The sequence below is a fragment of the Streptomyces sp. NPDC059828 genome, assembly GCF_042731955.1.
Classification (GTDB): domain Bacteria; phylum Actinomycetota; class Actinomycetes; order Streptomycetales; family Streptomycetaceae; genus Streptomyces.
On record NZ_JBHWIW010000031.1, the window covers coordinates 41,342 to 64,724 of the forward strand.

Annotated in this window: 20 protein-coding genes; 11 read left to right on the forward strand and 9 right to left on the reverse strand. The window is 69.4% G+C overall.

The window, feature by feature from the left end; all coding sequences use genetic code 11:
* Positions 1-269 precede the first annotated feature (269 nt).
* Positions 270-1,637: a D-alanyl-D-alanine carboxypeptidase/D-alanyl-D-alanine-endopeptidase gene (dacB, locus tag ACFV6V_RS19615; RefSeq protein WP_385566484.1), complete on the forward strand. Its 1,368-nt coding sequence runs from the start codon at positions 270-272 to the stop codon at positions 1,635-1,637.
* A gap of 183 nt (positions 1,638-1,820) precedes the next feature.
* On the opposite strand, the gene ACFV6V_RS19620 is transcribed toward dacB, so the two are convergent.
* Positions 1,821-2,597, reverse strand: coding sequence for a hypothetical protein (locus tag ACFV6V_RS19620; RefSeq protein WP_385566486.1), 777 nt, complete (start codon positions 2,595-2,597; stop codon positions 1,821-1,823).
* A 305-nt stretch (positions 2,598-2,902) separates the two neighbouring features.
* Between ACFV6V_RS19620 and ACFV6V_RS19625 the strand changes: the two genes are divergently transcribed.
* Positions 2,903-3,343, forward strand: a complete 441-nt coding sequence (locus ACFV6V_RS19625) for a hypothetical protein (RefSeq protein ID WP_385566488.1) — start codon at positions 2,903-2,905, stop codon at positions 3,341-3,343.
* 225 nt (positions 3,344-3,568) lie between these two features.
* Positions 3,569-5,428, forward strand: a complete 1,860-nt coding sequence (locus ACFV6V_RS19630; RefSeq protein WP_385566491.1) for a cellulase family glycosylhydrolase — start codon at positions 3,569-3,571, stop codon at positions 5,426-5,428.
* 186 nt (positions 5,429-5,614) lie between these two features.
* Here the strand turns inward: ACFV6V_RS19630 and ACFV6V_RS19635 are convergent, their stop codons facing one another.
* The 3 genes from ACFV6V_RS19635 to ACFV6V_RS19645 all read right to left on the reverse strand — a co-directional run bounded on the left by ACFV6V_RS19635 (position 5,615) and on the right by ACFV6V_RS19645 (position 8,305).
* Positions 5,615-6,115, reverse strand: a complete 501-nt coding sequence (locus tag ACFV6V_RS19635; protein WP_385566493.1) for a lamin tail domain-containing protein — start codon at positions 6,113-6,115, stop codon at positions 5,615-5,617.
* 269 nt (positions 6,116-6,384) lie between these two features.
* Entirely contained in the window at positions 6,385-7,161 is a 777-nt protein-coding gene (locus tag ACFV6V_RS19640; protein ID WP_385566496.1) for a rhomboid-like protein, read from the reverse strand.
* Positions 7,162-7,426: 265 nt separating this feature from the next.
* Positions 7,427-8,305, reverse strand: a complete 879-nt coding sequence (locus ACFV6V_RS19645) for a hypothetical protein (protein ID WP_385566498.1) — start codon at positions 8,303-8,305, stop codon at positions 7,427-7,429.
* A 290-nt stretch (positions 8,306-8,595) separates the two neighbouring features.
* Here ACFV6V_RS19645 and ACFV6V_RS19650 point away from each other — a divergent pair, with 290 nt between their 5' ends.
* Positions 8,596-9,426, forward strand: coding sequence for a class I SAM-dependent methyltransferase (locus tag ACFV6V_RS19650; RefSeq protein ID WP_385566568.1), 831 nt, complete (start codon positions 8,596-8,598; stop codon positions 9,424-9,426).
* 368 nt (positions 9,427-9,794) lie between these two features.
* Here ACFV6V_RS19650 and ACFV6V_RS19655 read toward each other — a convergent pair whose 3' ends face one another.
* Both ACFV6V_RS19655 and ACFV6V_RS19660 read right to left on the reverse strand, forming a co-directional pair.
* A complete protein-coding gene (locus ACFV6V_RS19655; RefSeq protein ID WP_385566501.1) occupies positions 9,795-12,650 on the reverse strand; it encodes a type 2 lanthipeptide synthetase LanM family protein in 2,856 nt (951 codons plus the stop codon).
* A gap of 100 nt (positions 12,651-12,750) precedes the next feature.
* On the reverse strand, positions 12,751-12,951 hold the full coding sequence (locus tag ACFV6V_RS19660) for a DUF6229 family protein (RefSeq protein ID WP_361289350.1): 201 nt from the start codon (positions 12,949-12,951) through the stop codon (positions 12,751-12,753).
* Between the two features lie 890 nt (positions 12,952-13,841).
* Between ACFV6V_RS19660 and ACFV6V_RS19665 the strand changes: the two genes are divergently transcribed.
* Together ACFV6V_RS19665 and ACFV6V_RS19670 are read left to right on the forward strand one after the other, a co-directional pair.
* Entirely contained in the window at positions 13,842-14,684 is an 843-nt protein-coding gene (locus tag ACFV6V_RS19665) for a hypothetical protein (protein WP_385566504.1), read from the forward strand.
* 152 nt (positions 14,685-14,836) lie between these two features.
* Positions 14,837-15,181: a hypothetical protein gene (locus ACFV6V_RS19670; RefSeq protein WP_385566506.1), complete on the forward strand. Its 345-nt coding sequence runs from the start codon at positions 14,837-14,839 to the stop codon at positions 15,179-15,181.
* Positions 15,182-15,364: 183 nt separating this feature from the next.
* On the opposite strand, the gene ACFV6V_RS19675 is transcribed toward ACFV6V_RS19670, so the two are convergent.
* Positions 15,365-15,817: a MarR family winged helix-turn-helix transcriptional regulator gene (locus tag ACFV6V_RS19675; RefSeq protein ID WP_385566509.1), complete on the reverse strand. Its 453-nt coding sequence runs from the start codon at positions 15,815-15,817 to the stop codon at positions 15,365-15,367.
* Positions 15,818-15,926: 109 nt separating this feature from the next.
* On the opposite strand from ACFV6V_RS19675, the gene ACFV6V_RS19680 reads away from it, so the two are divergent.
* Positions 15,927-16,340: a DUF1398 family protein gene (locus tag ACFV6V_RS19680; RefSeq protein ID WP_385566511.1), complete on the forward strand. Its 414-nt coding sequence runs from the start codon at positions 15,927-15,929 to the stop codon at positions 16,338-16,340.
* Positions 16,341-16,419: 79 nt separating this feature from the next.
* On the opposite strand, the gene ACFV6V_RS19685 is transcribed toward ACFV6V_RS19680, so the two are convergent.
* Positions 16,420-17,223 carry a maleylpyruvate isomerase family mycothiol-dependent enzyme gene (locus ACFV6V_RS19685; protein ID WP_385566514.1) on the reverse strand — a complete coding sequence of 268 codons (804 nt, stop codon included), beginning with the start codon at positions 17,221-17,223 and terminating at the stop codon, positions 16,420-16,422.
* Between the two features lie 386 nt (positions 17,224-17,609).
* Between ACFV6V_RS19685 and ACFV6V_RS19690 the strand changes: the two genes are divergently transcribed.
* Positions 17,610-18,014: a VOC family protein gene (locus ACFV6V_RS19690; RefSeq protein ID WP_385566516.1), complete on the forward strand. Its 405-nt coding sequence runs from the start codon at positions 17,610-17,612 to the stop codon at positions 18,012-18,014.
* Between the two features lie 110 nt (positions 18,015-18,124).
* On the opposite strand, the gene ACFV6V_RS19695 is transcribed toward ACFV6V_RS19690, so the two are convergent.
* Positions 18,125-18,604, reverse strand: a complete 480-nt coding sequence (locus ACFV6V_RS19695) for a hypothetical protein (RefSeq protein ID WP_385566519.1) — start codon at positions 18,602-18,604, stop codon at positions 18,125-18,127.
* Positions 18,605-18,900: 296 nt separating this feature from the next.
* Between ACFV6V_RS19695 and ACFV6V_RS19700 the strand changes: the two genes are divergently transcribed.
* From ACFV6V_RS19700 to ACFV6V_RS19710, 3 genes are read left to right on the forward strand one after another with little or no spacing between them, the layout of a single operon-like run.
* Complete coding sequence (locus ACFV6V_RS19700) at positions 18,901-20,076, forward strand: hypothetical protein (protein ID WP_385566521.1); 1,176 nt, start codon at positions 18,901-18,903, stop codon at positions 20,074-20,076.
* Complete coding sequence (locus tag ACFV6V_RS19705; RefSeq protein ID WP_385566524.1) at positions 20,064-22,388, forward strand: hypothetical protein; 2,325 nt, start codon at positions 20,064-20,066, stop codon at positions 22,386-22,388. Before ACFV6V_RS19700 ends, ACFV6V_RS19705 begins: the two co-directional genes overlap by 13 nt.
* The gene (locus ACFV6V_RS19710; protein WP_385566526.1) at positions 22,388-23,383 is read left to right on the forward strand and encodes an AAA family ATPase; all 996 of its coding nucleotides are present in this window, start codon (positions 22,388-22,390) and stop codon (positions 23,381-23,383) included. The genes ACFV6V_RS19705 and ACFV6V_RS19710 overlap by 1 nt, the downstream gene beginning before the upstream one ends.

Genomic DNA, 23,383 nt, shown 5'->3' on the forward strand with positions numbered 1-23,383 from the left:
GCCGGATTTAAGGCAACTCGTTAACAGCCCTTGAACTCCCTTTCCACCGAACCGAGATGCGTCACCGGACTTTCCCACCGCGGTTCACCACACCATGCGTGCCGGGCACCCGATGTCCAGCCGGACACCCGGTCACATGACCTTTCGTGCACAGCCTTTGCCCGTATCGGCCAGAATGACGATCTTGGGCTGATTGCTTGTGTGACGGCTGATAACGTGCGCTTGTTTTCCGTCATAGGGACCCCACTCCTGAAAGCCTTGAACCCCCCATGAATGAAATAGCTGTCGAGACACCCGAGAACGCCTTCCTTCCGGGTGGCCGACGCCGGCATCGCAAGCCCAGACGGAGCGGCACGGGAACCGGTCTGCAGAGGGCTCTCGTCCTCGCCATGGCCGTGCCCGTGGCTTCCGCCGCCCTGGCGGGACCGAACGCCTTCGCTGCCGACAAGGGTGTCGGTGCAACGGCCAAGAGCGACCTCCCGGACCCCGACGACCAGCAGATCGCCGCGAATCTGGAGACTCGCGTACAGGACACGCGACTCGGCTCCAACGTGAGCGGCGTGGTCATCGACGCGGACTCCGACACGACCATCTGGGGCCACAACGCCTCGACCGCGCTGATGCCGGCGTCCAACGCCAAGCTCGCCACGTCGGCCGCCGCCCTGACCGTGCTCGGCCCTGACCACCGGTTCACCACCAAGGTCGTCTACGGCGACGGCACCCTGACCCTCGTCGGAGGCGGTGACCGTACCCTGACCACCGCCGACCTCACCGACTTGGCGAAAGCCGCGGTCGCCGGGCTCAAGGCCGCCGGTCTGACCACCGTGAAGGTCGCCGTCGACGACAGCCTGTTCCCCGAGCCCACGCTGGCCGACGGCTGGAACAACGGCTACTACCCCGACACCGTCGCCCCGGTCCGCGCGCTGGTCGTTGACAAGCACGCCGTCCAGGACACCTCCATCGATGCCGGGCAGGCCTTCGCCAAGCAACTCGCCGCAGGGGGCGTCACCGTCACCGGCGACGTCACACGCTCCACCGCGGGTGCGCAGGACGTGCCGGTGGCCCGGCACAAGTCGGCGCCGCTGTCGGACATCGTCAAGTCAATGCTCAAGCGCAGCGACAACAACATCGCCGAGAGCCTTCTGCGGATGACCGCGCTGGGCGCCGGCCGCCCCGCCACCTTCGAGGGCGGCACCGAGGTCCTGCGCCAGGTGCTGAGCGGAGTGTACGGCGTCTCGCTCGACAACTTCGAGCTCCACGACGGCAGCGGCCTGTCCCGGAAGGACCGCATCCCGGCCGCCACCCTCGCGCAGATCCTCGACCTGCTGACGCAGCCCCGCTACGCGCACACCCTCGGCTCCATGCTCGAGGGTCTGCCCGTCTCCGGCGAGACCGGGAGCACGCTCGGCTCGGAGTACGGCCGCTTCGACGGCGAGAACTCCAAGTGCGCGGTGGGCAAGGTACACGCGAAGACGGGCACTCTCACCGGCGCTATCGCGCTCAGCGGTCTGACCCAGGGCAAGGACGGCAAGTGGAAGGTGTTCTCCTTCATCGAGAACGGCGCCACGGCAGACCAGAACTCCATCAAGGACGCCATGGACGACCTCGCGGCCACTGTCAACGGCTGCTACGCGTAGAGCCGGCCCGGTTCGCACAGACGGACGACCGGCCCCCCGCTGACACCGGGGGGCTGTCAGAAGTGCGTTTTCGTGACACGTCACTCCACCCCGTACGCGACCCGCCGGGCCGGAGGAACCAGCGCTCCCTGCTTCTCACCTTCGATGAGGAAGCCTCTAGCGGGTGAGCCCACCGAACGAGCTCTACTGCTGGCTCTCATTGAGCCAGATCACGGTGCATGGCAGTACCCGGTCAAGACCCTCGATGAGTGCTGATGCCCGATCGGGCACGATCGGATGCCACAGCCGCCAATGTGGAGGCAGGACGGCGACAGCTTCCCAGGCCGCCCGGGACTTGCCGGTGGAGGATCCACCGATCAGGATGGCGATGTTGCTGTAGCCGCGGACCGCGCCCGTGACGACGGCGCGCAGCCGATCGTCCGGATCTCGTGGCACGTAGGGTGGCAAAAGGCTGAGACGGTCGTTTGCCCCTTCGGAGTCGACGGCAGTGTGCACCTCGAGATCGTCCAGGACGAGCCGGTCGTCGTACTCGGCGATGAGTCGGCCTACTGGCGCGGAGACGCGGACCTGCGCCACGGTCGCCAAAGCAACCTCTGCCTGCTGGCGACGGACTCCTGCGCTCACGGCGTCACTTGTACTGCGCAGTTCCAGCTCGCCCGTGTACCGGGCGTCCCACCAGTGCCTGTCGAGCAGCTCGCCTACCGTCCCGCCGAACTCGTCCCCCACCCGGTCCGAAAGCATTCTCAGGCGCTTGGCCGTGGCGCGGATCTCGTCGATCACACTCAGCAGCTTTTGCCTGTCCGAAGGAGAGACCGAGCCCTTCAACCAGTTGCCGACGGTCTGCCGCTGCACTCCGATCGTGTCTGCCAGTGCATTGTCAGCGGGCTGTCCGGCGAGTCGGTTCCTTTTCAGGTTGCCGACCCGCTGCAGCTCCTGAAGGAAGTCCTCCGCACGTCCCACACGTCGCTCCCCACACGTCACGCCATGTCCAACGGCGGCCATCCGCTTCATCGCCCACCGGAAAAGGCTAGTGCCCCCACATGGGCCTGCACGTTCCGTTCGTCCAATCACGTCGAGCGAAGCTGATGGACACGCTGGTGGACAGCAACCCTGCCGTTCCGAGCGGCCCTGCCAATGGGCCACGAGGACAGAGAGACCGGGCCATGACAAGCAATTTCAGCAGGACTGCCTCCGAGTTGACGGCGAGCGCGTGCGCGGGAAACCCCCTGTGCGAGGCGTCGCTGGCATTCACGCACGATGGGGTGGTGGCGATTACCGGCACCTTGCCTTTGCTCACCCCTCTGATCCCCGTCGCCGTCGCGGTCCTGGGCTGGCACGTCGGCCGGCGCAACCAGCGAATGCGCCGCAAGCTGGTGGACCTGGACGCTCTCAGCGGCCAGCTTCGGGAAGTAGAGGCACTTCTCGTCCTTCGTGGCGACCATGACGCAGCCGCCGCCATCCCCGATGTCGGCATGCTGCGGATGAGCTGGGCGAGTCTCACGTGCATGCCGGTGCCTGCGCTCGCGCAGCTTCCCGGGTCCGTCGCGGCTGCCGCAGACGGTGTCCGCCTTTACCTCAGGACCGTGGTCGCGGCCGGGCCTGCACCGACGCCGACACAGCCACAGGGACTTACGCGAGCGCTCCAGCACGCGCTGGAAGCCGTCACGGCGGCCCAGACCCTGACCGACACCTACCGCGCGAGCTAACGCCCGCCGGGGGACGGCTTTGTGGGCCCTGGGAAGACGGCACGACTCCCAGGGCCCCACGGCCATGCAGACGCGACACCTGGCCACGCGCGCCCCTCGTGCTCTCGCGGCCATGCACGGCCAGGCACGGCCATGGCCGGAACCTACCGAGAGTCGGCACGGGGGGTCCGAGATCCGGTGAGCGCCGCCATTGACAAACTGACGGTTCATCAGGAATGTGAGAGCATGCCGACGATGCGCGTGCGTCTCATGGGTGTGCTGGTCCTCGTGGCCACCTCTCTCATCGGGTCGGGCACCCCTTCCTCCGCGGCACCCCAGGCCGGCTCCCTGTGGTTCGACGATGCCGCCGCAGCGTCGTTCACGGTCAGGGACGGCCACTTCGTCGACGGGCTGGGCCGTGAGGTCGTCCTGCGCGGGTACAACGTGTCCGGCGAGACCAAGCTGGAGGAGAACAGGGGGCTGCCCTTCGCCTCCGTCGCCGATGCCGAGAAGTCGGCGGCTGCGCTGCGGGCGGTCGGCGGGGGCAACTCCGTGCGGTTCCTGCTGTCCTGGGCATACGCCGAACCCGTGCGCGGTCGGGTCGACACCGCGTATCTCGCTGCGGCGACCGCGCAGATGCGGGCCTTCCTGCGTGCCGGGATCCGCGTCTACCCGGACTTCCACCAGGATCTGTTCTCCCGGTACCTCTTCAACGAAGGCAGTTGGTACACCGGTGACGGAGCACCCAAGTGGGTCGTGGACGCCGGGGGGTACCCTGCCGAGTTCTGCGGGGTCTGTCTCTTCTGGGGCCAGAACATCACACAGAACCAGGCCGTGACGAAGGCGACGTACGACTTCTGGCACAACAGAGGTGGCATCCAGGACGCGTTCCTGTCCACCGCGCAGACCACCATGGAGTATCTCGCTGGCCACCTGACCACAGCCGAGTTCGCCGGTGTCGTCGGGTTCGACCCGTACAACGAGCCGCATGCGGGCGCGTACGAGAGCGGCCAGAACAGCCGGTCCTGGGAACGCGAGCTGCTATGGCCGTTCTACGAAAGGTTCCGTGCCCGGATGGACGCGGCGGGATGGCGGGACAAGCCCGCGTTCGTCGAGCCGAATCTCTTCTGGAACGCCAACCTGGACTTCCAGCGGCAGGAAGGCGGTCTGCTCGACGCCGGCCGGATCGGCCCCCGCTATGTCTTCAACACCCACTTCTACGATCAGAAGGCGATCTCCGGCATCTTCATGTGGGGCAAGGCGAAGGACGGGCAGTACGCAGGCGACTTCGGCACCGTCCGCGATCGGGCCGCCACCGCGGGGACGGCGGCGGTCGTCAGCGAGTTCGGGCATCCGCTGAGCGGATCCGTCTCCGACAAGGCGCCGACCGTGATGAAGGCGATGTACCAGGCGCTCGACTCGCGGCTTCCCGGCGCGGCATGGTGGTCACGGCCCCGCGACTCGGGGCCGGTGCTGTCGGGCACCCAATGGCAGTGGGACATCTACCACGGACGCCACCACGAGCGGATGAACGGCAACCCGGACAAGGTGCTCACCGCGGCGGACGCCTGGAACGACGAGGACCTGTCGGCGGTGCGTACCGACGACTCCGGGACCCCGATGCTGCGTCAGGACGGCCGTCTCCTCGACCGTCTCTACCCGAGTGCCACCGCCGGCCGCACCGTCGCCTTCACCTACGAGGACCGCTCCCGCGACGGCTCCACCACTCTCACCTGGAACCCCGTACCGCCACACCTGCCGCGGACGCGCGAACTCGTCGGCACCGGTCAGTACGGTCTTCTGCTGTGGCACTCGGACGGGTCCGCGGCACCCACGGAACTGCATCTGCCCGCTTCGTTCACACCGTCGCGCACCACCGTCGTCTCCGACCTCGGCAGCGTGCACTCGCCCGGCGGGTACGCCGACGGCGCGCCGATCGCCGTGGCAACCGAACCGGGCGGAACGGGCAGTCAGCGCCTCCTGCTCACCGCTCGCGGCGCCGAGGGGCCGCACTTCGCCCTGGTCACCAACGGGGCGACGGCGCCGTCCGGCGACCTGCTGCGCGCAGCACGCGACGAGCTCGCGGCGTGGTCGGCGGAAGGCTGAGGAAGACACGTCGGCGGGAGCGGTGCCGGTTTCGGCTTCGCGCACGTCACGAATCGGTGGAGCACGACGCGGCGTTTCCCGGACCCCCGAAGATCAACCGAGAGTGCGGTGAGTGCCCCCTGCCGGGCCGGCGAAGCCACTCACCGCTTTCACCTCTGGGCCCGGTTCAGGCGGGCGCCGACTGGGTCAGCCGTGGTAGGTGATGTATCCGTTGCCGTCCCGGTCGTTGGCCTTCTTGGTGTAGGCGTGGACGTCGGCACGGGCACCGGAGGGCTTGTTGAAGTAGATGGTGTCCTTGTCGTTGTTCCACAGGAAGTTGCAGTTCTGCCGGTACACGACGTTTCCCGCATCGGAGTCGGTGCCCCTGCCGCCCCGCAGGTGAACGTAGTCGCCTGGTTCCAGGACATGGCTGGCCCGGAAGGTGAACGTGTTGCCGGCGGCGTCCTTGACGACGTAACCCTTGAGGTTCACGTTCGACCGGGAGTAGTTCTTGATCGTCAGGTACTCGTTCTTGGTGTTCCCGCCCGAGCACTTGTTGGAGTCCGTGCCCGGGGCGTCGTACTGGACGCCCTTGATCTTCAGCGCTGACGCGTACTCGGCGGCCTGCGCCGGAAGGGCGGCGGCAAGCCCGAGCGCGGCGACGAAGGCCACGGCCGATGCGGCGGTCAGAGCGCGGCGGACGCGCATGAGGAACCCCCCTCAGTGGTACCAATGATGCTCGCGGAGCATATCGAGAAGTAATCATAAGATGTGGAAAGTTTGAAGGAATTGTGTGCTCCGGACGGGTGTGCGGGCCCGGTCCTGGTCCCGGTCTTCAGTCCCGGAGCGTCCGAAGACCGACCCTGTGGGGACCTCGCACGTCTGACCACCGGAGCGCCCCTTCGACCCAAGGGGTCAGCAGCTCGGTGCCGTGGAAGCGATGTCTCCCCGGCTCCAGGGGCTGTTGTCACCGTCCATCACGGCGCGGGGGTGCTGCCGCTGGATTCGAGCGCTGTTTCGACTGCCGGTGACGCCGATTCCGGAAGGCTGCCTCTGTTGGGCCCGGCGCCGTGAACAGCCGGCGGCTCGGCGACCCGGCTCCGGTGCCGACCGAACACCGAGACAGCCACGATCCCGAAGCCCAGAGCCGCCGCGATGAGATGGCCCACCGTGGTGAAGTCAGGGAGCGGCCCTGTCCACTCGGCACCGCCGAGGGGCCAGGCGAGCACGAAGAACGCCCAGAGGAGGCGGCCCCGGCGAGGCAGGGCCAGTGTGCCGGCCGCCATCACGGTCTGCGCGCCGTAGCTGACGCCGTAGTCCGTGGCCTGACGCACGGCCGCCGGATACCAGCCGTGCCGCAGTGCGACGGTGATGACGACAGCGGTGAGCAGAGTGGCCGCGATATGTCCGCCAAGGAACACAGCCACGGCGCGTGGCCTGCCCCACCGGTGCTCCGCCCAGGCCAGGAAACCGCACACACCGAGGCCCAAGGTGATCAACGTGCCCACGAACTCGGGTGATGCGACATCCGTGAGCGTACCGTCGAAGAACAGCACACTGCCGAACAGGGCGGCCACCGGATGGTCTTGAAGGTTCTCCAGGTTGGTGCTGAGGAAGCCCAACAGGGAGGCCGCCCGCTCGGCAGGCATCCCGTGGGCGACCCAGGCGTGGCCGACCAGGAGCAGGCAGACATAGGCAAGGGTGAGCGGTGCACGGCGCGGGTACTGCCGGGCGGCGCGGAGCAGTCCGTTCACGGGGCCTCAGCTTTCCTTGCTTTCATCACGGGAGGTAGGAGCGCAAGAAGCGAGATGGGGTTGCTCCTTACGGTGAGAATCGCGGAGCGAGCCGCGACAAGGCCCGGACAACTCCGCACCTCGTCGAAGTCGGCGCCTAGGACGGCGCCGCCGCCTCGTGCGCTGGAGGGCCCGGACCGACCCGGCGATCCTTGTTGTGACGGGTCTCGGTTCGAACACCGAGCACGCCGCGAGCAGATGGGCGGCCCCGGTTCACTCGGCAGGCTCAGTCGATGACGGGGCGGTCCTCGCGGGGAGCCGCCTGCGGCAGCATCATCCCGGGAATCGCCACGAGCCCGCCCTCAGGAGGGCGCGGAGCGATCTCCTCGGAGTCCGACTCGGCGGCGCTGCTGTCCACCAGAGGGGCGTCGATGTGCTCGCCCTTCCTGGGTTTGCCGGCCGACTGATTGTTCTTCTTGATCCCGTCCTGCAGGAGGTTCGGGTTGTCCAGGGGGATGCCGAACCGGTTCGGTGCCGTTCCTCCCGTGGCCGCCGCGTAGACGCCGCGGGCGAAACTGGTGCAGTTGTACCTGGTCAGGCTGTAGGGGTGATCGTGGTTCTCGTCGATGTAGGCCATCGCCTGGCGATACTGGTCCTGAGTGAGATCGGCGGTGTACTTGCTGCTCGCCTTCTCCGGCTTGTCAAGGTTCTTGTAGACGCATCCCTTCACCGTCCTGAGAGGATTGCCGTCCCGTACGTCTTCCGCCGGGAAGAAGCCGAACGTCTTGACCCGTTCCGCTCCGTTCTCCGTCGTGTACAGAGCCACCCAGGCGTGTCCGAACCGTCCCGCCCAGTAGGTGGGGTCGTAGCTGTTGGTGGCTTTGGAGACCTGGATCTGCAGGCGGTAGGTGGTGGCGGGCGCCGCGGCGGAGGCTCCGGCGTCCGCTTCCGCGACCCGCTGAACGGGGCAGGTCGCGGAAGTGACTGCGGCCGTGTGCCCGAGTCCGGCGGAGTGCGGCAAGGAGCCCGTCCGCAGCGCGCGTGTCACGGCCGCGTTCCCGGCCATGCGCTGGAGCTCGGCAAGCGGCCCCGCGGTGATGGGCCTGGCCGGCCTGCTCGCGGCATACGAGCCGTGCATCTCGTTCTTGTCCCCGCGTGCGCGCACCCGGCCTGCTCCCTTCCCTTGGGCTCCTGCGGCAGAGGTCGAACAGGACCGGAGTCCCCCGCCCCACCGCACGCCGCCCGTTCTACCGCAGTACGCGCGCCCCGAGAGGAGCTGCTCGGGCAGACCTCCGGGCAACCGCAGGTGACCTCACGGACTCGCTTCGGTATGACGCGAGCCGCGTCCTCGCCACGGTGAATGTCCTCACTCGCCCCGCCCCCACCCCAAGAAGCACCGATTCGAGAATGCGTTAGCGTCAGGACCTGCCGTGTTGCTGTCTCGGTGGGTGGTTGTTGTCGGGGAGGGGATGGGTCGTGCAGACGGCGTTTGACGAGTCCGAGCGACGTGCGTGGGCGGGGCAGGCCGATGCCTACGCTGCGAGCTTTGCCGGACTCTGCGCGTATCCCGTGCCCGGGCTCCTCGACGCTGCCGATGTCCGGGAGGGTACGCGGGTCCTCGACGTGGGTACGGGCACGGGCACTGCCGCCGCGGCTGCGTGTGAGCGGGGAGCGAAGGTGACGGCGGTCGATGCCGAACCCGGCATGCTCGTACGGGCAGCGCTGGCGGCCCCGTCGGCCGACGTGCGTCTTGCCGCTCTGCCCCGTCTGCCGTTCGCAGACGATGAGTTCGACGCCGTGGTCGGCAACTTCGTCCTCAATCATGTCGGACAGCCCCGGGAAGCCCTGAGGGAACTGCGCCGCGTGACGCGGCCGGGCGGGCGGACAGCCGTCACCATCTGGACGGTTCCCGCGGCCGCGGGGCAGGCCCTGTTGGGGAGGGCCGTTCAGGCTGCGGGCGTCACGCGTCCCGCTCACCTGCCGGCTCTTGCGGCCGATGACGACTTTCCGCGCACCGAACAAGGCCTCGCCACGTTGCTGCGCGACGCGGGCCTGATGGATGTCATCTGCGGCACCCTGTCCTGGGACCACCGGACAACCACCGAGGAATGGTGGAGCGGACCGGCCGCCGGAGTGGCAACGATCGGCCAGATGGTGACGAGCCAGGACCCGTCGGTCATTGCGGAGATCAAAAACCACTTCGAGTCGCTGAGCGCGGAGTTCGTCGGCCCCGACCGCACATTGACGTTGCCTCACACAGCACTGATGGCGCATGGCCGGGCATGACGGTGCCCTCGGCCGGCGGGACTGAGCTGGCCGGTGAACGGCGCTGGTGGTCGTTCACCCGGCTGCGGGCAGCGCCGCCGGTGGCCAGCGGAGGCCTACACCAGGTCCTTGAACATGTGGACGTCCTCAGCACCGCCTGGGATACCCAGGGTTCCTCTGGTCTGCCGCAGTGGTTCCCGTGGCAGGGAAGTTGATCTCGTCCAGGCCTTGCGACAAGCGCTCGTTGAGCTCCGTGTCACGCCGACCACACGCAACGTCCCGTCGGCGTGATCATGTGTCATGCTGCGGAGTGTGACACACGGCGCCGCTGTCACAACAGCACGGTCTGCGGCGGCAGAGCAGGTCGACGTGGTCGGATCCCAAGGCCTTCAGTCGAGCAGGAGCGGGTTGGGCAGACCGGAGTCGGGGTGCATCCGCAGCAGGGTGTGCACGACTCCCGCGAGGCCGGACATCAGGCTGGGCGAAAAGGCCTCTCGGGCCAAGCCCCCGACCGGGCCGCGCTGTTCGAGGCCGGTGAGGATCTCGGCGTCCAGGCCGGCGCGGTCGGCGAAGTCCAGGGCGGTGAGCAACTCCCAGGAACCAAGGTCGCCGTGGCACAGGGTGTGGCTCCAGCCGAATCCCTCAGCGGCGCAGGCGTGCGCGGCGCGGCGGGCCATCTCGAGGTGGGCCGCTTCGCCGGTACGACGGTGGAGGTCGAGCATGCCGATGCCGATGCCCGCGCTGCCGTGACACCAACTGGTGAAGAAGTCCTCCTCCGCACCGATCCGTACGTCCAGCCAGTTTCCGTGCTCCGGCCGGTACAGGGACTCCTGGTAGGCGAAGGCCAGTTCGGCGATGTGGATCCAGTCGCGCCGGTCGGCCGCGGAACCGGCCCCGTCGAGGGCGAGCCGGGCCAGTGCCCAGCCGATGCCGGTGGCGCCGTGCGCGAAGCCTCCGATGCCCTCCGGGTTGAGCCGGGTCGTCCAGCGGGCGCCGCTCGCGTCGACGGTGGCCAGGCCGGTGAGTCGGCGGCCGATGTGTGCGGCGGCGTCCAGCCAGCGGTCCTGACCGGTCGCCTTGGCCAGGCCGAGCAGGGGGACGATGCCGCCGGCCGCGCCGTTGAGGAGGTCCACCTCGACGTCGTTCTCGACCAGAGGGCTCTCCACGAGGAGCGGGGCCCGGTCGGTGGCCCGCTCCAGCAGCCGTTGTTCGCCGAGCACGCGGTGCAGGGCCATCCACGTCCACACCTGTGACGCGGCGCCGCTGAACGCCCCGGCGGACGGTGCCGGTGTGTGGTTCTCGGTGCTGATCAGCACGCGCAGGGCGCCCTCGTAGGTCTCGGCGACGCCGGGCACCTCGTCGGCCCGCCCGGCGCGCACCTCGGTCAGATACTCGGCGAGGGTCAGCGCCACACCGCCCTGCCCGGTGTAGAGATCGGCGGGCAGCACTCTGATGGACCAGCCGGCGGGGGTGAAGACGGGGCTGATCCAGGTGACGGTGCCGTCCTCGCCGCGCACCGCGCCGTCGCACAGCCGCCGTACCATCTGCGCGGCCAGGTCACGGCGGCGCCGGTCCCGGTCCCGGGCATGCGGGTCCCATGCAGGGGCTCGCACCCGGCCCGGCAGGGTGCGTTCGTTGAGGTAGGCGCCGACCAGCGCGTCCTGGATCACCGACTCCTCGAACGCCAGGTCGGCGGAGCTCCAGTCCTCGACCGTGGCACGTACGGCGGCCTTGTCCACGGTGAAGCCGAACATCGGCACGTCTCCGGCCAGGAGCTCCGCGACCTCCCCGTCGATGGTCGCCGGGTCGCGGGGCGCGCCGGGCAGCACTTCGGCGTTGCGGCGCAGGATGTCCCGGGCACGTTCGACCGCGGCCGGCTCGTTGTGCAGGGACGCCGGGTGCCACAGCATGCGGCCGATGTCGACGTACGCCTGAGTGGGCCGCAGGATCCGCCGCGCCTGGGCACCCTCGAAGCGGCGCAGCAGCCGGTACGGGTCGGTGCCGGGGCGGCGCAGATGCGCGGTCATCTCGCGGAAGCCGGCCAGGATCCGGTCCCAGTAGGTGCTGAGTACCGGGGTGGGGCTGGGGTGGTTGCCCGCGATGGGCATCGCGACGAGGTCCACCTGGAAGCTGGCCGCGCCGGTGCCGCCGTCGGCGATCACCGGGTTGGGGATGAGCGGCTGCTGGCCGGGGAGCGCGCCGATCCCGGAGATGTCGACCCCGCCGAGCGCGAATCCGGTGCCGCGCACGGGCAGCAGTCCGGTGCGCAGCACGGTGCGCCGGATGGCGGCCGCGGCCACGTCCACGGCGTCGCCCTGGCCGCTGGGCGGGAACGGGGCAGGGGCGTCGAAGAGTGTCTCGGCGTCCACGATGACCGGTACCGGCCCGGCCGCGATCATGTTCTCGGCGTGCATGTCGGTGCCGCCGGTGAGGCGGAGCACGGCCAGCCAGTGGCCGATGTTGCGGTAGAACACGGCGAGTTCGGCGTCGTCGGCGCAGTAGCGGTGGGCGACGAACTCGGCCCAGCCGTAGCCGTCGCGGGCCAGAATCCGCGGCACCCGGATGCGTTCGTGCGGTGTCGGGGAGGCGGGGAAGTCCGCGTAGATGTCGTCCAGCAGCTCGCCGAGCGCGATGTCGGCCTGGGACGGGCGGGGTTTGTACATGACGGTCCCGCTGGTGAATTCGGCGCGGCTGACCGACTGGCCGCCCCGGTGGCTGTCGCCCTCGCCGAAGGCGACGGCCTGCAGTCGGCCGGGTGCCGCTCCCAGTAGTGTCGTGAGCAGTTCGCGGTCCGCGGCGAGCCGTTCGGCGAAGGTGGTGGTGGCCGCGACCGACAACTGTGCCACCGAGGTGACGCGCCGGGCGAGGGTCGGGTACCGCTCGACGGCCAGCCACTCGAGATAGCCGTCCTCGCCCGCCTGCTCGATGAACTCGGCCCAGGTCCGCGAGGTCCCCTCGGCGGTGGGGCTCTTGCCCGCGGTCATGCGCAGGGCGTGCAGTTCGATGAGGAAGAGCCGGGACAGTTTCGCGTGCAGGGACCTCAGCAGGGCGGTGTGGCCGGCTTCCAGGAGCGTGTTCCGCTCATCAGGGTCCAGCGTGCCCACGGTGGCGAGCCGCCGGGCCAGTTCCTCCCGCCAGGGCCGGGCGATGGACCGTACGGGCGGGTCGAACCACTCGATCCCGTCCCGGGATTCCGGTTCCTTCGCCGTCGGTTCTTCCGGCTTCTCCGTCATCGATCCGCTCACCGTCCGCCGTCTCCCTCTCCGCCGCGCGTGCGCCCCGCGGGCGCCTGGACATAGCGAGGGAACCGCGCCGATGAGCGCGCGGTTCCCCGTGATCACGGTGTCAGCAGCACCAGCTGCCGCGCGAGCCGCTCGGGCTGGAACAGAAGCCGTAGAGGGAGTCACTCGGGTCGGTGAGTGCGGCCTCGGCGGCGGCGCCGCCGACGTAGAGCGGTCCGGCCGGGTTCGACAGGCCGTACGCGGTGTCGGCACCGGTCAGCCACGCGTCGAGCACGGCTGCGATGTGCACACTGGACTGGGGCATGGATGTCCTCCGGACGTAGGGGTTCGGGCGGATTGCCCAGCCCTGAGTATCACCGTGTTCGAACACCCGTCAGATGACGAATCCGGCCACAGTCGTGTGGTGCCAACGGGGCGCACGGACATCCCTGGGACGGGTGGGATCCCGGTCCGGCCGGGCGATCAGTCGCCGTGGACGTTGGCGTCATGGAGCGAGCGTCCCGGCCCGGTGCCCCGCTCACGTCCGTGGACGCGGACGTGGCGGCGCGTATGCCGTGGAAGCGGTGGGGGTCCTGTCCGTCGCGACCGAGCGTCGTGGATCAGACGGTTTGCCAGGTGCGGTGGCCGAGCGGAGAGTCCGCCGCGGTACGAATCGGCGAGCGCCCGCTCCCTGTCGAGGGCGATGTAGCCGTCCCGGCGGTGGACCGGAGGGCGGTCCGGAGCCACTGGTCGTCGCTCCCGTCGCCGGATCGGCGGGTGTCCCAAGTGCCGTCGACGGCGCGGCCGGGCACATAACGGACGAAGTGGTTCCACTCGGTCGGGCTGGCCGAAACGGGTGCTCCCCCGGCCTGGTCGGTGGCGGCCCGGTGGCGTTCGGCGGTATCCCCCAGGTGTCCAGGCAGGACCCAGCGCCGCGGAACGGGTCGTTCCTTGTGACCTGGTCGCCGACTTGCGGATGTCCGCACTTCCCGCCACCGCGCCCGGCCGAGTACGCATTCGCCCGGACGAGATCCCTGGAGGCCTGCCCCGGCTACTTTGCGAGCCGGGGGCGGCGAGGCCACGTGCTCGCACGCCCGATCGGGTGTGCAGCTGATCCGGCGAACCATGACGCAGCCTCTGTGACACGGGCCGGGCTGGTGGGACGATGGCCGGACAGACCGATCAGTGGTCGGTTTCACCTCTCCTGGGGCACCCATGAACATCCAGCTCCCGTTCCGTCTTCTCGCCGCAGCCACCCTGGCCGGTCTGATGCTCACCTCCTGCAGCGGTTCCGGCGGGTCCACGCGGACATCAGGATCGTCGCCCGCCGCATCGGCACCGGCAACGCCAGAACCGACGGGCACAGCGCCGCCCACGCCCACGCCGCAGGTCACCCCATCGGGCACGCAGGCCCCGTCGGGCACGCCCAGTGCCAGCGGCACACCCCCACTGGGCTCCTGGAGCCTCCAGCCCGTGTGGCCGTTCACCACGCTCGCCCAAGCCCAGGCGTGGGAGCGTGCCTACCGCTCGGGCGGCCACCAGCCCTGGCATCTCGACCCGGCCGGGACCGCACTGTCCTTCACCCGTGACTACCTGGACTTCACGGGAATCGACCGGATCACCTCGCGCGCCGTGAGCGGTCGGCACGCCCGCATCGGCGTCGCACCAACGGGGAGTGAAGGCGGTACCGCGGCGGTGATCCATCTCGTGCGGTTCGGCGGCGGCCCGAATGCCCCATGGGAGGTCGTGGGCACCGACGACACGACGTTCTCCCTCACCACACCCGCGTACGGATCGCTCGCGCGCTCGCCGTTGGAGACGGGCGGGCGGATCACCGGAGTCGACGAGAGCATCCGCGTGCAGGTGCGCCAGCCGTCGTCGACCGCGCCGCTCGGCACCTCACCGTGCTGCACGTCGGCGGGCGGCGACAAGCAGCCCTGGCGCGTGACAGTGCCGTTCCAGGGCGCCCGGGACCCCGTGCTCACAGTTGTCGCCTCCACCGGTGGCCACGTCTCCGATGTCGAACGATTCACCATCACGGCGGTGCGCGCCCACTGACCGACTCGACCACGACGACATACCCAATACCCGACCGATACTTCCCGACCCGGCTTCGTCGTCCGGTTCCGTCGCTCGACGATGGCGGGCTGAAGGGGCTCGGCGCCACGACCCGCGCCGTGCCTGTCAGTGGTGATCGTCATCATGAAGCCATGGCCAATCAGAACCTGACCACCGGTCGCATGTGGCGACTGCACCACGGCGACCAGGTAGTTGCCCGGTTGACCGTGACCGGCGCCGACATGCCGTGGACCCATGCCGAGGTCGAGACGCTTCCTGGATTCGAAGAGTGGCGTCCTGTCTTCGCAGAACAGGAGCGGGCCCTCGGCGTGGAGGACTGGGAGCGGGCCGATGCCTGCTCCACCCGGATCCGCAGTGCGCTCACCATGACGTTTCCCGACGGCAGCCCTGTCGCTGAGTTCATGCTGCACATCCACGACGACGGCACCGCCGGCTGGCGCTGGCACGGCGAGCCCTTCGACGCGGCAAACCGCTGATGCACTGGGTTCGCTGCTTCTGGACGAGGCAGCCGTCCGGTTCTGCTTCGAGCCGGACGCCGGTATGCCGGGCAGCGGACCTCAGCGCTCGTATCCGTCCCTTCTCATCCGGACACGGGGGCGGCGTCCATGCGCAGGCGACGCCGGTCGACTCGTTGGGGCCGTCGAGCGCGTGATGGATCCCTACGCCCTCGGGTGGGCCGGACCGTCCTGATGCCGGCGCACCTGGTCGATGAGGCGGCGGAGCAAGTCCCGGGCGCTGGTGATCTCACTGACCGGAAGGTCCACGGCCAGCAGGCGGTGGACCTCGGTGGCGCGGGCTGTGATCTCACTCAGGACCTGGCGCCCGGCGGAGGTGAGCTCCAGAAGCGGTGAGCTCCGGTGGTCAGGATTGGTCCCGAAGGCAGCCAGGCCCTCGCTCACGAGGTCGTTGGCGATGCGCTGCACGCCCTGACGGGCAACCCCCAGCCGGCGGGCCGCCTGTGCCACGGAGAGCGGGGTACCGGATGCGACGCTGAGGAGTTGCCACCGGGCCTGTGTCTGCCCCTGGGATGCGGCGATCGCTTCGCCGGACCGGCGCAGTGCGCCCGCCGCCTCATACACATCTGCGACAAGCAGGGCCATCTCGTCGGACATTCAATCCTCCAAATTGACAACATGATGTCACTACGTGAATATGTTGTCATTATAGCGTCCGGACGGACCCACGCCGGCCCTCGGCACCCACCCACGACGGAGACCCCTTATGAGCACGGCGACAACCAACCTGAAGGCCGCCCTCGCGCGTGCGGCCGCCATCCGCCCGGCCGTCGGCGGCTTCCCCTATCTCGCCGAGACACTGCGCCAGGCCGGGGTCACGCGCTGCCGGATGGCCGTGCCGTCCAACGCGATGCTCTACCTCACCGACACGGGTCCCGTGGCCGTTCCGGGTGAGCCGCTGGTCACCGGCGCAGTCGACGTGCCGCCGTTCGACCGTGCGGCGCTCATCGCGGCACTGCGCGCCGACCAAGCCGGCGAGACCGCGTTCCCCGAGTTCGTTCAGGGCTGCTGGAAAGCCGGCATCCTCTGGTACGACGTCGACCTGGACGCGCGCACCTGCACCTACTACGGCGCCGGCGGCGACAGCTACACGGAGACCTATCCTTCCGTCGGGGTCTGAGATTTCGCGGGACAGGGCGATGACCATCACCGCACCGCCCCGACTGAACGATCCGACCTACCCGCCTCGGAACTCGGGTTCAGAACGCCGTGTGGGCGAACCAGCGATCGAGAAGCACGGTGTCTCCCGTCACCTCGTATCCGTCCTCGTGGTACTGCCGCCGCCCGTAAAGGAGCAGCAGGAGGTCGGCCGCGGATGCACGCACCGCAGCCTGCGATTCGGGCCGGCCGGCTCGGTCGGCGTCCGTCGGTGTCAAAGGGCGCAGCCCATCGGGATCCAACCGCACCCGCCACTCGCCGTCGCCGGGGTCGGCGCACCGGAAGGCGATGGTCTCGCCGCTGCCGCGCAGTTCGGTCACGGCCGGGGCGAAGGAGCCCGCGTGGGGCAGATTGACGAGGAACTCGTCCACGCCATCCGCGGCCAGCACGGGATCGACCCCTGACCGCCGACCGACAGCGCGTTCCGCGTCCACTCGGTGCACCAGTGTCTCGAACAGCATGCGCCGGGCCCAGAACCGCGCGTACTGGTCTTCACCCCAGGCCCACATGGGCGTTCCGGGATCCGTGTCCCGCAGCACCGCCGCTACGGCGGGCACGCCTGCCGCCACCCAGTCGGCACGCTCCCGCGCGTCGTCAGGCCCGGGGTCCACGTTCCGGCTGCTCGGTCGCTCCCGCACGCGCGCGGTCAGCAACGCGCTGAACCAGCGCTGGAGCGTCCCCACGTGCCGCATGAGGTCGGCCAGTGTCCAGGCGGGGCAGGAAGGCACCGCCGTCCCAGGGTCCACGTCCCTGACCACCTCGGCGAACCGCAGCGTCTCCCGCTCGATCGCCTGGCGGTACACGTCATACGGGAGCGGATGTCCCACCCGGCCTGTTGTCGCCATGTGCTCTTGCCGTCCTGTCGTCGATGCGGTTCTCGTCACGGCCAGTGTGACGGCCGGAGTCGGTTCACACGCCGATCGGCCCGCCAGGATCCGCGGCCGGGCAGGCACATACGGGCGCGCATGGTCAGGGACCGGGTGGTGGGAAGCTGCGGAGGGCGAACTGCCCGAGGGAGCAAGCCCGGCAAGGGCACGGAGTGGTCAGCCATGACTCGGAGCGCGGTGCCACCGAAGAGGCAGGAATGTCGGCACCGGCCTTCCCCCTTACCGGCCTTCCTTTTGGACCGGCTGTCCTATTGGACCGGCCTTCCCGGCACCCCCGGCAGGGGGAATCATCCGGCCGGGCACCAGGTTGACGAATCGGTACTCGAGGTCTTCAAGGAGCCGATATGTCCGACGAACCCGCCGTCCGCGAACTCCGCCTGGTGGTCACGGCAGCCGACTACGATGCCGCGTTGCACTTCTACCGCGACGTTCTCGGTCTGACCGAACGGGGTGCCTTCGCCTCCGCCGATGGGCGGGTCACCATCCTCGACGCCGGCCGGGCCACCTTGGAGCTGGCCGATCCACCCCACGCCGCCTTCATCGACGACGTCGAGGTCGGGCGGCGAGTGGCCGGTCACGTCCGGGTCGCCTTCCAGGTCGACGACTCCGTCGCGACCACGGCGAAGCTGGCCGCCGCCGGAGCCCAGGTGGTCGCCGAGCCGACGCGCACCCCCTGGAACTCGCTGAACTCCCGCCTCGATGCGCCGGGGGCTCTTCAGCTGACGCTCTTCACGGAACTCGACGAATAGGGCCTTTCGTTTGAACTGCCGACCAACGATGAGGTGATCTCATCGTGGGCGGCGTGATCACGGTGCCGAGGCATCTTGGCTACTCGGCTGCCCCGCGACCCCAGCGGTTTTCACTCAATCTCGAGGGGCCCGACGCCTAGATCCTCACGCATGAGATGACGCATTCGAGCCATGGTCGTGCGCCGCTGCGCTATCAGGGGTGCTTCCTCGGCGGATCCGACAGTCAGCCCGTGGGCGTAGGCATCACGTATGGCGCGCCAGCTGTGAAACGCCTCATTCGCTGCCGACACGACCTGGGGCGGGCCCACGAGCCAGAGGCGCTCACTTGCTGTGTAGATCCCGGTGCCACGGAAAGCTTCCCGCACGGCGGCATCACGCGCCGAGTCGGACATGTGATCACCCAAGGCGACGGCGCGTATCTCTTCTCCTGCGGTTTTGAGGGCGGAGACGAACTCGCTGTACACCTCGCGTCGTACCTCCAGCGCGTGCCTGGCTTCCTCCCGACGCCACCGATTGCGATCCGCGATGAGCGTGGCGGAGATGCCGATGACGGCACCGGCCAGGGTGGAGAGCAGAGGCATCCAGTTCATGTGCCGCAGCCTGTCCGAACCAGTCCACCAGCACCAGTGGTTGCGCTGCGGAGGCAGCACGGCCTGGCGTGGCAGTGTGGGCACAACCTGGCGGAGAGGCCATCAGGACTCCCCACGTCGCCAACGAGAACGGCCTTGGCGCGCACACCGCTGCGGAGGTCCCGCACGGCGCGCATCCAGGGTGGCGGGCAAGCCGGATTGGGCGGAACGGCAGGCTCGGGGCGCTCGGCCGCACTAGCATCGAAGTCGGGGCGCGCCATGCCACCGTCCATGCGATGTCCGGGAGTTGGGGAAACGTGCAGCGGTCAGTGGTTTTCGTGCACGGCACCGGCGTGCGGGAGGAGTCGTACGGCGACACCTTCGGAACGGTGCGGGCCGCTCTGCTCAGACTGCGGCCCGAGGCCGACGTGCGGGGGTGCTTCTGGGGGCGTGACGCCGGAGCGGGTCTGGCTCTCGACGGTGTCAGCATCCCGGGCTATGCCCGCACCGGTGGGGGGCGGCAGGAGGACGCGGACGTGGCCGTGTGGGGCGTGCTCTATCTCGACCCCGGCTATGAGCTGCGGCTTCTTGGACTTCGCCCACCGGTCGCGTCGGGGATGGGGCGGGCGCAGAGCCCGGCTCAGAAGCTGCATGCCGAGCTGACGTCCTACGCCCCCTCCCCCGAGGTGCGGGACGCTTTCGCGAAGCGTGGGCTTGACGGTCTCCTCGAGGGTGCCGTGCGGACCGTGGCCGATTCTCCGGAGCTGCGTGATGCGGTGGCCACGGCAGGCGACGGCGGCTACGAGCACCGGCACGCGTTCGCGCGTGCCGTGGTGGCGACGGCGCTTTCGGAGGCGGCGGAGCGCGGGGCGGACTCCGTGGACGGTGTCGAGCGGGACGTTCTGCTGTCCGTGCTCAGTGCCGATCTCCACACGCAGGGGCGCTCTCTCGCCGGGTCCGTGGCCAAGGCGGCGGCGACGCCCGCGTTGCTTGCGCTGACCTGGCATGCCCGGCGTCGTCGGGGTGTGCTCAACGACGGCCTTCTGCTGCCCGCTGTCGGGGACATCCTGCGCTATCAGGCCCGCGGACAGGGATTACGCGAGCTGATCAAGCGCACCGTCGAGCACGCTCCGGGCGATGCCGTGACCGTGATCGCCCACAGTCTGGGCGGTGTGGCCTGCGTCGATCTGCTGGTGCAGGAGGAGCTGGACCGGGTCGACCAGCTGGTCACCGTCGGCTCACAGGCGCCGTTCTTCTACGAAGCGGGGGCCCTGGTCTCGCTCGAGCACCCGCAGGTGCCTCCCGATCACTTCCCGAGGCGCTGGCTCAATCTGTACGACCGACGCGACCTGTTGTCGTTCCGCGCCGCCGAGGTGTTCCCCAAGCACGCCTTTGATCACGAAGTCGACAACCGGCAGCCGTTTCCGTTCGCGCACAGTGCCTACTGGTCCAACCGCAGAGTCTGGGACGCCATCGGCACATGGATGGGCTGAACATCGTCGACCCGGACCGCGTGCACGCCGTCGTCGTCGGTCTCGAGCGGTATCCCCGGCAGCCGGACTGGGATCTGCCCGGTGCTGCCCATGACGCGCTGCGCTTCGCGCGGTGGCTGCGCAAGGGCGGCGTTCCGGGTGCCAACATCCGGCTTCTGGTCGCGCCGGGCGAGGAGAGCCGGCGGATGCTGGAGGCGCAGGCTCACGCCGCGGAGCTCACCTGGTGTCCGACCTGGTCGCGGGACGAGCTCATGGACGCCTTCACGAGCGGGCTCGACGGGTGCGCCGGCGATGTGCTGTACGTCTACTGGGGCAGTCACGGTGTGCTGGACCACGACGACCGGCGCCTGCTGCTGTGTCCCGACGCCTCCCTGAGCGACAAGCGCTGCATCGGCATCACCAACCTGCGTGAGCACCTCGCCCGGGCGGACTTACCGGGCCTGGGCCAGCAGGTTCTGCTCTTCGACACGTGTGCGACGTTCCTGGAGCACCACCACCAGCAGGCGGGCCCCGCAGTGGCCGCATTTCCCCCGGCTCCCCGGCGCCGCGTCGAGCAGTTCCTGCTGTACTCCGCCGGTGCCGGCCAGGTCGCGGAGAACGACGCCGCTCAGCGCGGCGGAGTGTTCTCCCGCACGGCACTCGACTGGCTGGAGGCACACGCCGTAGACCTGCGGCCGGACCTGGGCCTGCTGGCCGAGCACGTCGACGAGCGATTCCAGGAACTGCACGCCACGGGCGCACCGTTGCAGACACCCGTGAGCCTGCAGATCCGGTCTCTGGACGGCTCGGAGCGGCGGACGGTACTACCGGTCCGGCGGCCCTTGCCGCCGTCACCCGAGCGGGACCACGTCACCCTCGTCCTGCGCCACGTGCTGTCGGAAGCGGACCTGCGGGCGCGGTGTCTCGATCACCTCGCATCCGCGTGTCCGGAGGCCCGGCTGGAGCCCGGATCCACGGACGGTCACCTCGCGCATGCGCTGCTCACGGTGAGGCGGGCGATGGCCGCCCTGGTGGAGGTGGTGCATCCGCGGGACAGAGAGGCTGCCGATCAGCTGCTGTCGCTGGCACGCTCCCTGGGGATGCCGGGGCTGCTGTCTCCGCTGGAGTTCTCGACCCTGCATGAGGTGCTCTCGCAGACTTCGCGCCGGCCGACCGTGGCACACATGATCGCCGCGGTGCGAGCAGCGCTGCCCTTGGAGAGGACGTGGCTGCCGCCGCTGGCCGGCACCCCCCATGGGGCGAGCGCGGTCGATCAGCTCATGGCGTGTGTCGAGCATTTCGAGGAGCATGCCGGGGGCATGAGCCTCGTGGACCGGGGCTTGCCGCTGGTTCCCGTGGTCGTTCGCTTCACCGAGCTCCTCGCGGCGGCAACGCCCGCGCCCGAGGACCGGGCGCGGCTGCACGACTGGGGTGATCGCGTGGCCAGGAGACTGGGTGTGCATGCCGGCGGGCTGGCCGAGCGGCGCGCGGATGCGGCGAACTGGGCAGGCGGACTCGGCCGACCCGGAAAGCCGCCCCGTGTCGTGGCGCAGCTGGAAGCGGAGACACCGGTCGGAAGCGACGAAGGGCAGTGCTTCAGCTGCGTGATGTGGACGGACACGGGCACTGGTGAGCTTGTGCAGGCTGCCGAACAATGCCGTGAGCCCTTGTCCCCGCAGCAGGTGGTCCGCCGGATCGAGCGAACCCTGGCGCGCCTGCGCGCGATGACCCACGAAACCCCGGTCGTGGAGATCCTGTTGCGAGCGGACTCCCTGCATCTGCCCGTGGACTCCTGGGACGGCGCCGACGACGAGGACCCTCTGCCCACACTGCTCGGCGTGGAGCGCGCAGCGGTGCTGCGCTGTGCGCCGCTGGCGTCCGCCGAGCGTGAGGAGCAGCGGCGGGCAGAGCTGGAGCGCCGCTGGGCGGGGCGGCACAACACTTCGGTCGTCTATCTCGATGACAGCCATTGCGAGGGCCATGCCGCGTACGGGGCTCTCAAGCAGGACACGGGCGCGGCCCGCGCGGTGGTGAGGGCGGGCCCGTCCGGCCGGAACCGTCTGGTTCAGGCCGCGCTGCTGCTCGGCTATCCGGTCATTCTGTGGGACCGGCAGGCCACGGGTCCGGTTCCGGACGGTCATTTCGCCCCTGTGCAGCCCGATGCGGATGTGGACGGGCTGCCTTGGCGCGTACGCGACCACCGTGCTCGGGTCTGCGGAGCTCCTCTGGCACATACCCTGCGTCCCGCGGTGCTGCTGGAGGACGCGGACCGTCCCCTGCCGCCTGTGCTGTCGCTCACCGAACCGTCCGGCTCCCGAGGAGAGAGTTCTTGATGACGCACCAGCCCGAGGCGGACGCCTCCACCACGGCCAACCCCGAGAACGCGGACTGGCAGATCTTCCGTGGAGACGGGCACCGACGGGACACGCCGGTCCCCGAGGCTCCGCCCTGGCGGAGTTTCGCCGGCACCCGCGGCAGTGACGCACGGGGTGCCGAAGTGCCCCGCTACGTCATCGGCCGTGCTGAGACGGATGTGGTCAACGCCGCCCTCCATCTGCGGCGGCCGCTGCTCGTCACCGGCCATCCGGGCACCGGCAAGTCGTCACTCGCGGCCGCGATCGCCCATGAGCTGGGGCTGGGCCCCGTGCTGCGCTGGTCCGTCAACAGCCGCTCCACCCTCCAGGGCGCGCTGTACCGCTATGACGCCATCGGCCGCCTCCAGGAGAGCAATCTCCTGGAGGACGGGGAGAAGACCCAGCCCGACATCGGTACGTTTCTCCGACTGGGCCCGGTGGGCACGGCGCTGGTCCCCGCGTCGCGACCAAGGGTGCTGCTGGTGGACGAGCTCGACAAGGGTGACGTCGATCTGCCGAACGACCTTCTCACCGTGTTCGAGGAAGGCAGCTTCGAGATCCCGGAGCTCTCCCGGCTGCCCGAAGAGCAGGCGGACGTCGATGTCCTCACCGCTGATCCGCACCAGCGGGCGAGGGTGGTCAGGGGGATGGTGCAGTGCAGCGAGTTCCCCGTCGTGGTCATCACCAGCAACGGGGAGCGGGACTTTCCTCCGGCGTTCCGCCGCAGGTGCGTGCCGTTGCACCTCGACGACCCGGACGAAGCGCGCCTGCGGGAGATCATCACGGGTCACCTCGGCCCGGAGGCGCTCGCCGACGCCGGGGATCTGGTGCAGGCGTTCCTGGCGCAGCGCGCCATGGGAGAGCTGGCCACCGATCAGCTCCTGAACGCCGTGTTCCTCAGGCACGGAGGGGCCCGGCTGGAGGCCGGCGGTTTGCTGAACACCGTGCTGCACCGGCTCAACGCGGACGGATGA

Coding starts and splice junctions, on each gene's coding strand:
- ACFV6V_RS19630 (WP_385566491.1), top strand. CDS start 3,569: ATGCCGACGATGCGCGTGCGTCTCATGGGTGTGCTGGTCCTCGTGGCC.
- ACFV6V_RS19665 (WP_385566504.1), top strand. CDS start 13,842: ATGAACATCCAGCTCCCGTTCCGTCTTCTCGCCGCAGCCACCCTGGCC.
- ACFV6V_RS19690 (WP_385566516.1), top strand. CDS start 17,610: ATGTCCGACGAACCCGCCGTCCGCGAACTCCGCCTGGTGGTCACGGCA.
- ACFV6V_RS19705 (WP_385566524.1), top strand. CDS start 20,064: ATGGATGGGCTGAACATCGTCGACCCGGACCGCGTGCACGCCGTCGTC.
- ACFV6V_RS19685 (WP_385566514.1), bottom strand. CDS start 17,223: ATGGCGACAACAGGCCGGGTGGGACATCCGCTCCCGTATGACGTGTAC.
- ACFV6V_RS19635 (WP_385566493.1), bottom strand. CDS start 6,115: ATGCGCGTCCGCCGCGCTCTGACCGCCGCATCGGCCGTGGCCTTCGTC.
- dacB (WP_385566484.1), top strand. CDS start 270: ATGAATGAAATAGCTGTCGAGACACCCGAGAACGCCTTCCTTCCGGGT.
- ACFV6V_RS19675 (WP_385566509.1), bottom strand. CDS start 15,817: ATGTCCGACGAGATGGCCCTGCTTGTCGCAGATGTGTATGAGGCGGCG.
- ACFV6V_RS19710 (WP_385566526.1), top strand. CDS start 22,388: ATGACGCACCAGCCCGAGGCGGACGCCTCCACCACGGCCAACCCCGAG.
- ACFV6V_RS19695 (WP_385566519.1), bottom strand. CDS start 18,604: ATGAACTGGATGCCTCTGCTCTCCACCCTGGCCGGTGCCGTCATCGGC.
- ACFV6V_RS19670 (WP_385566506.1), top strand. CDS start 14,837: ATGGCCAATCAGAACCTGACCACCGGTCGCATGTGGCGACTGCACCAC.
- ACFV6V_RS19660 (WP_361289350.1), bottom strand. CDS start 12,951: ATGCCCCAGTCCAGTGTGCACATCGCAGCCGTGCTCGACGCGTGGCTG.
- ACFV6V_RS19680 (WP_385566511.1), top strand. CDS start 15,927: ATGAGCACGGCGACAACCAACCTGAAGGCCGCCCTCGCGCGTGCGGCC.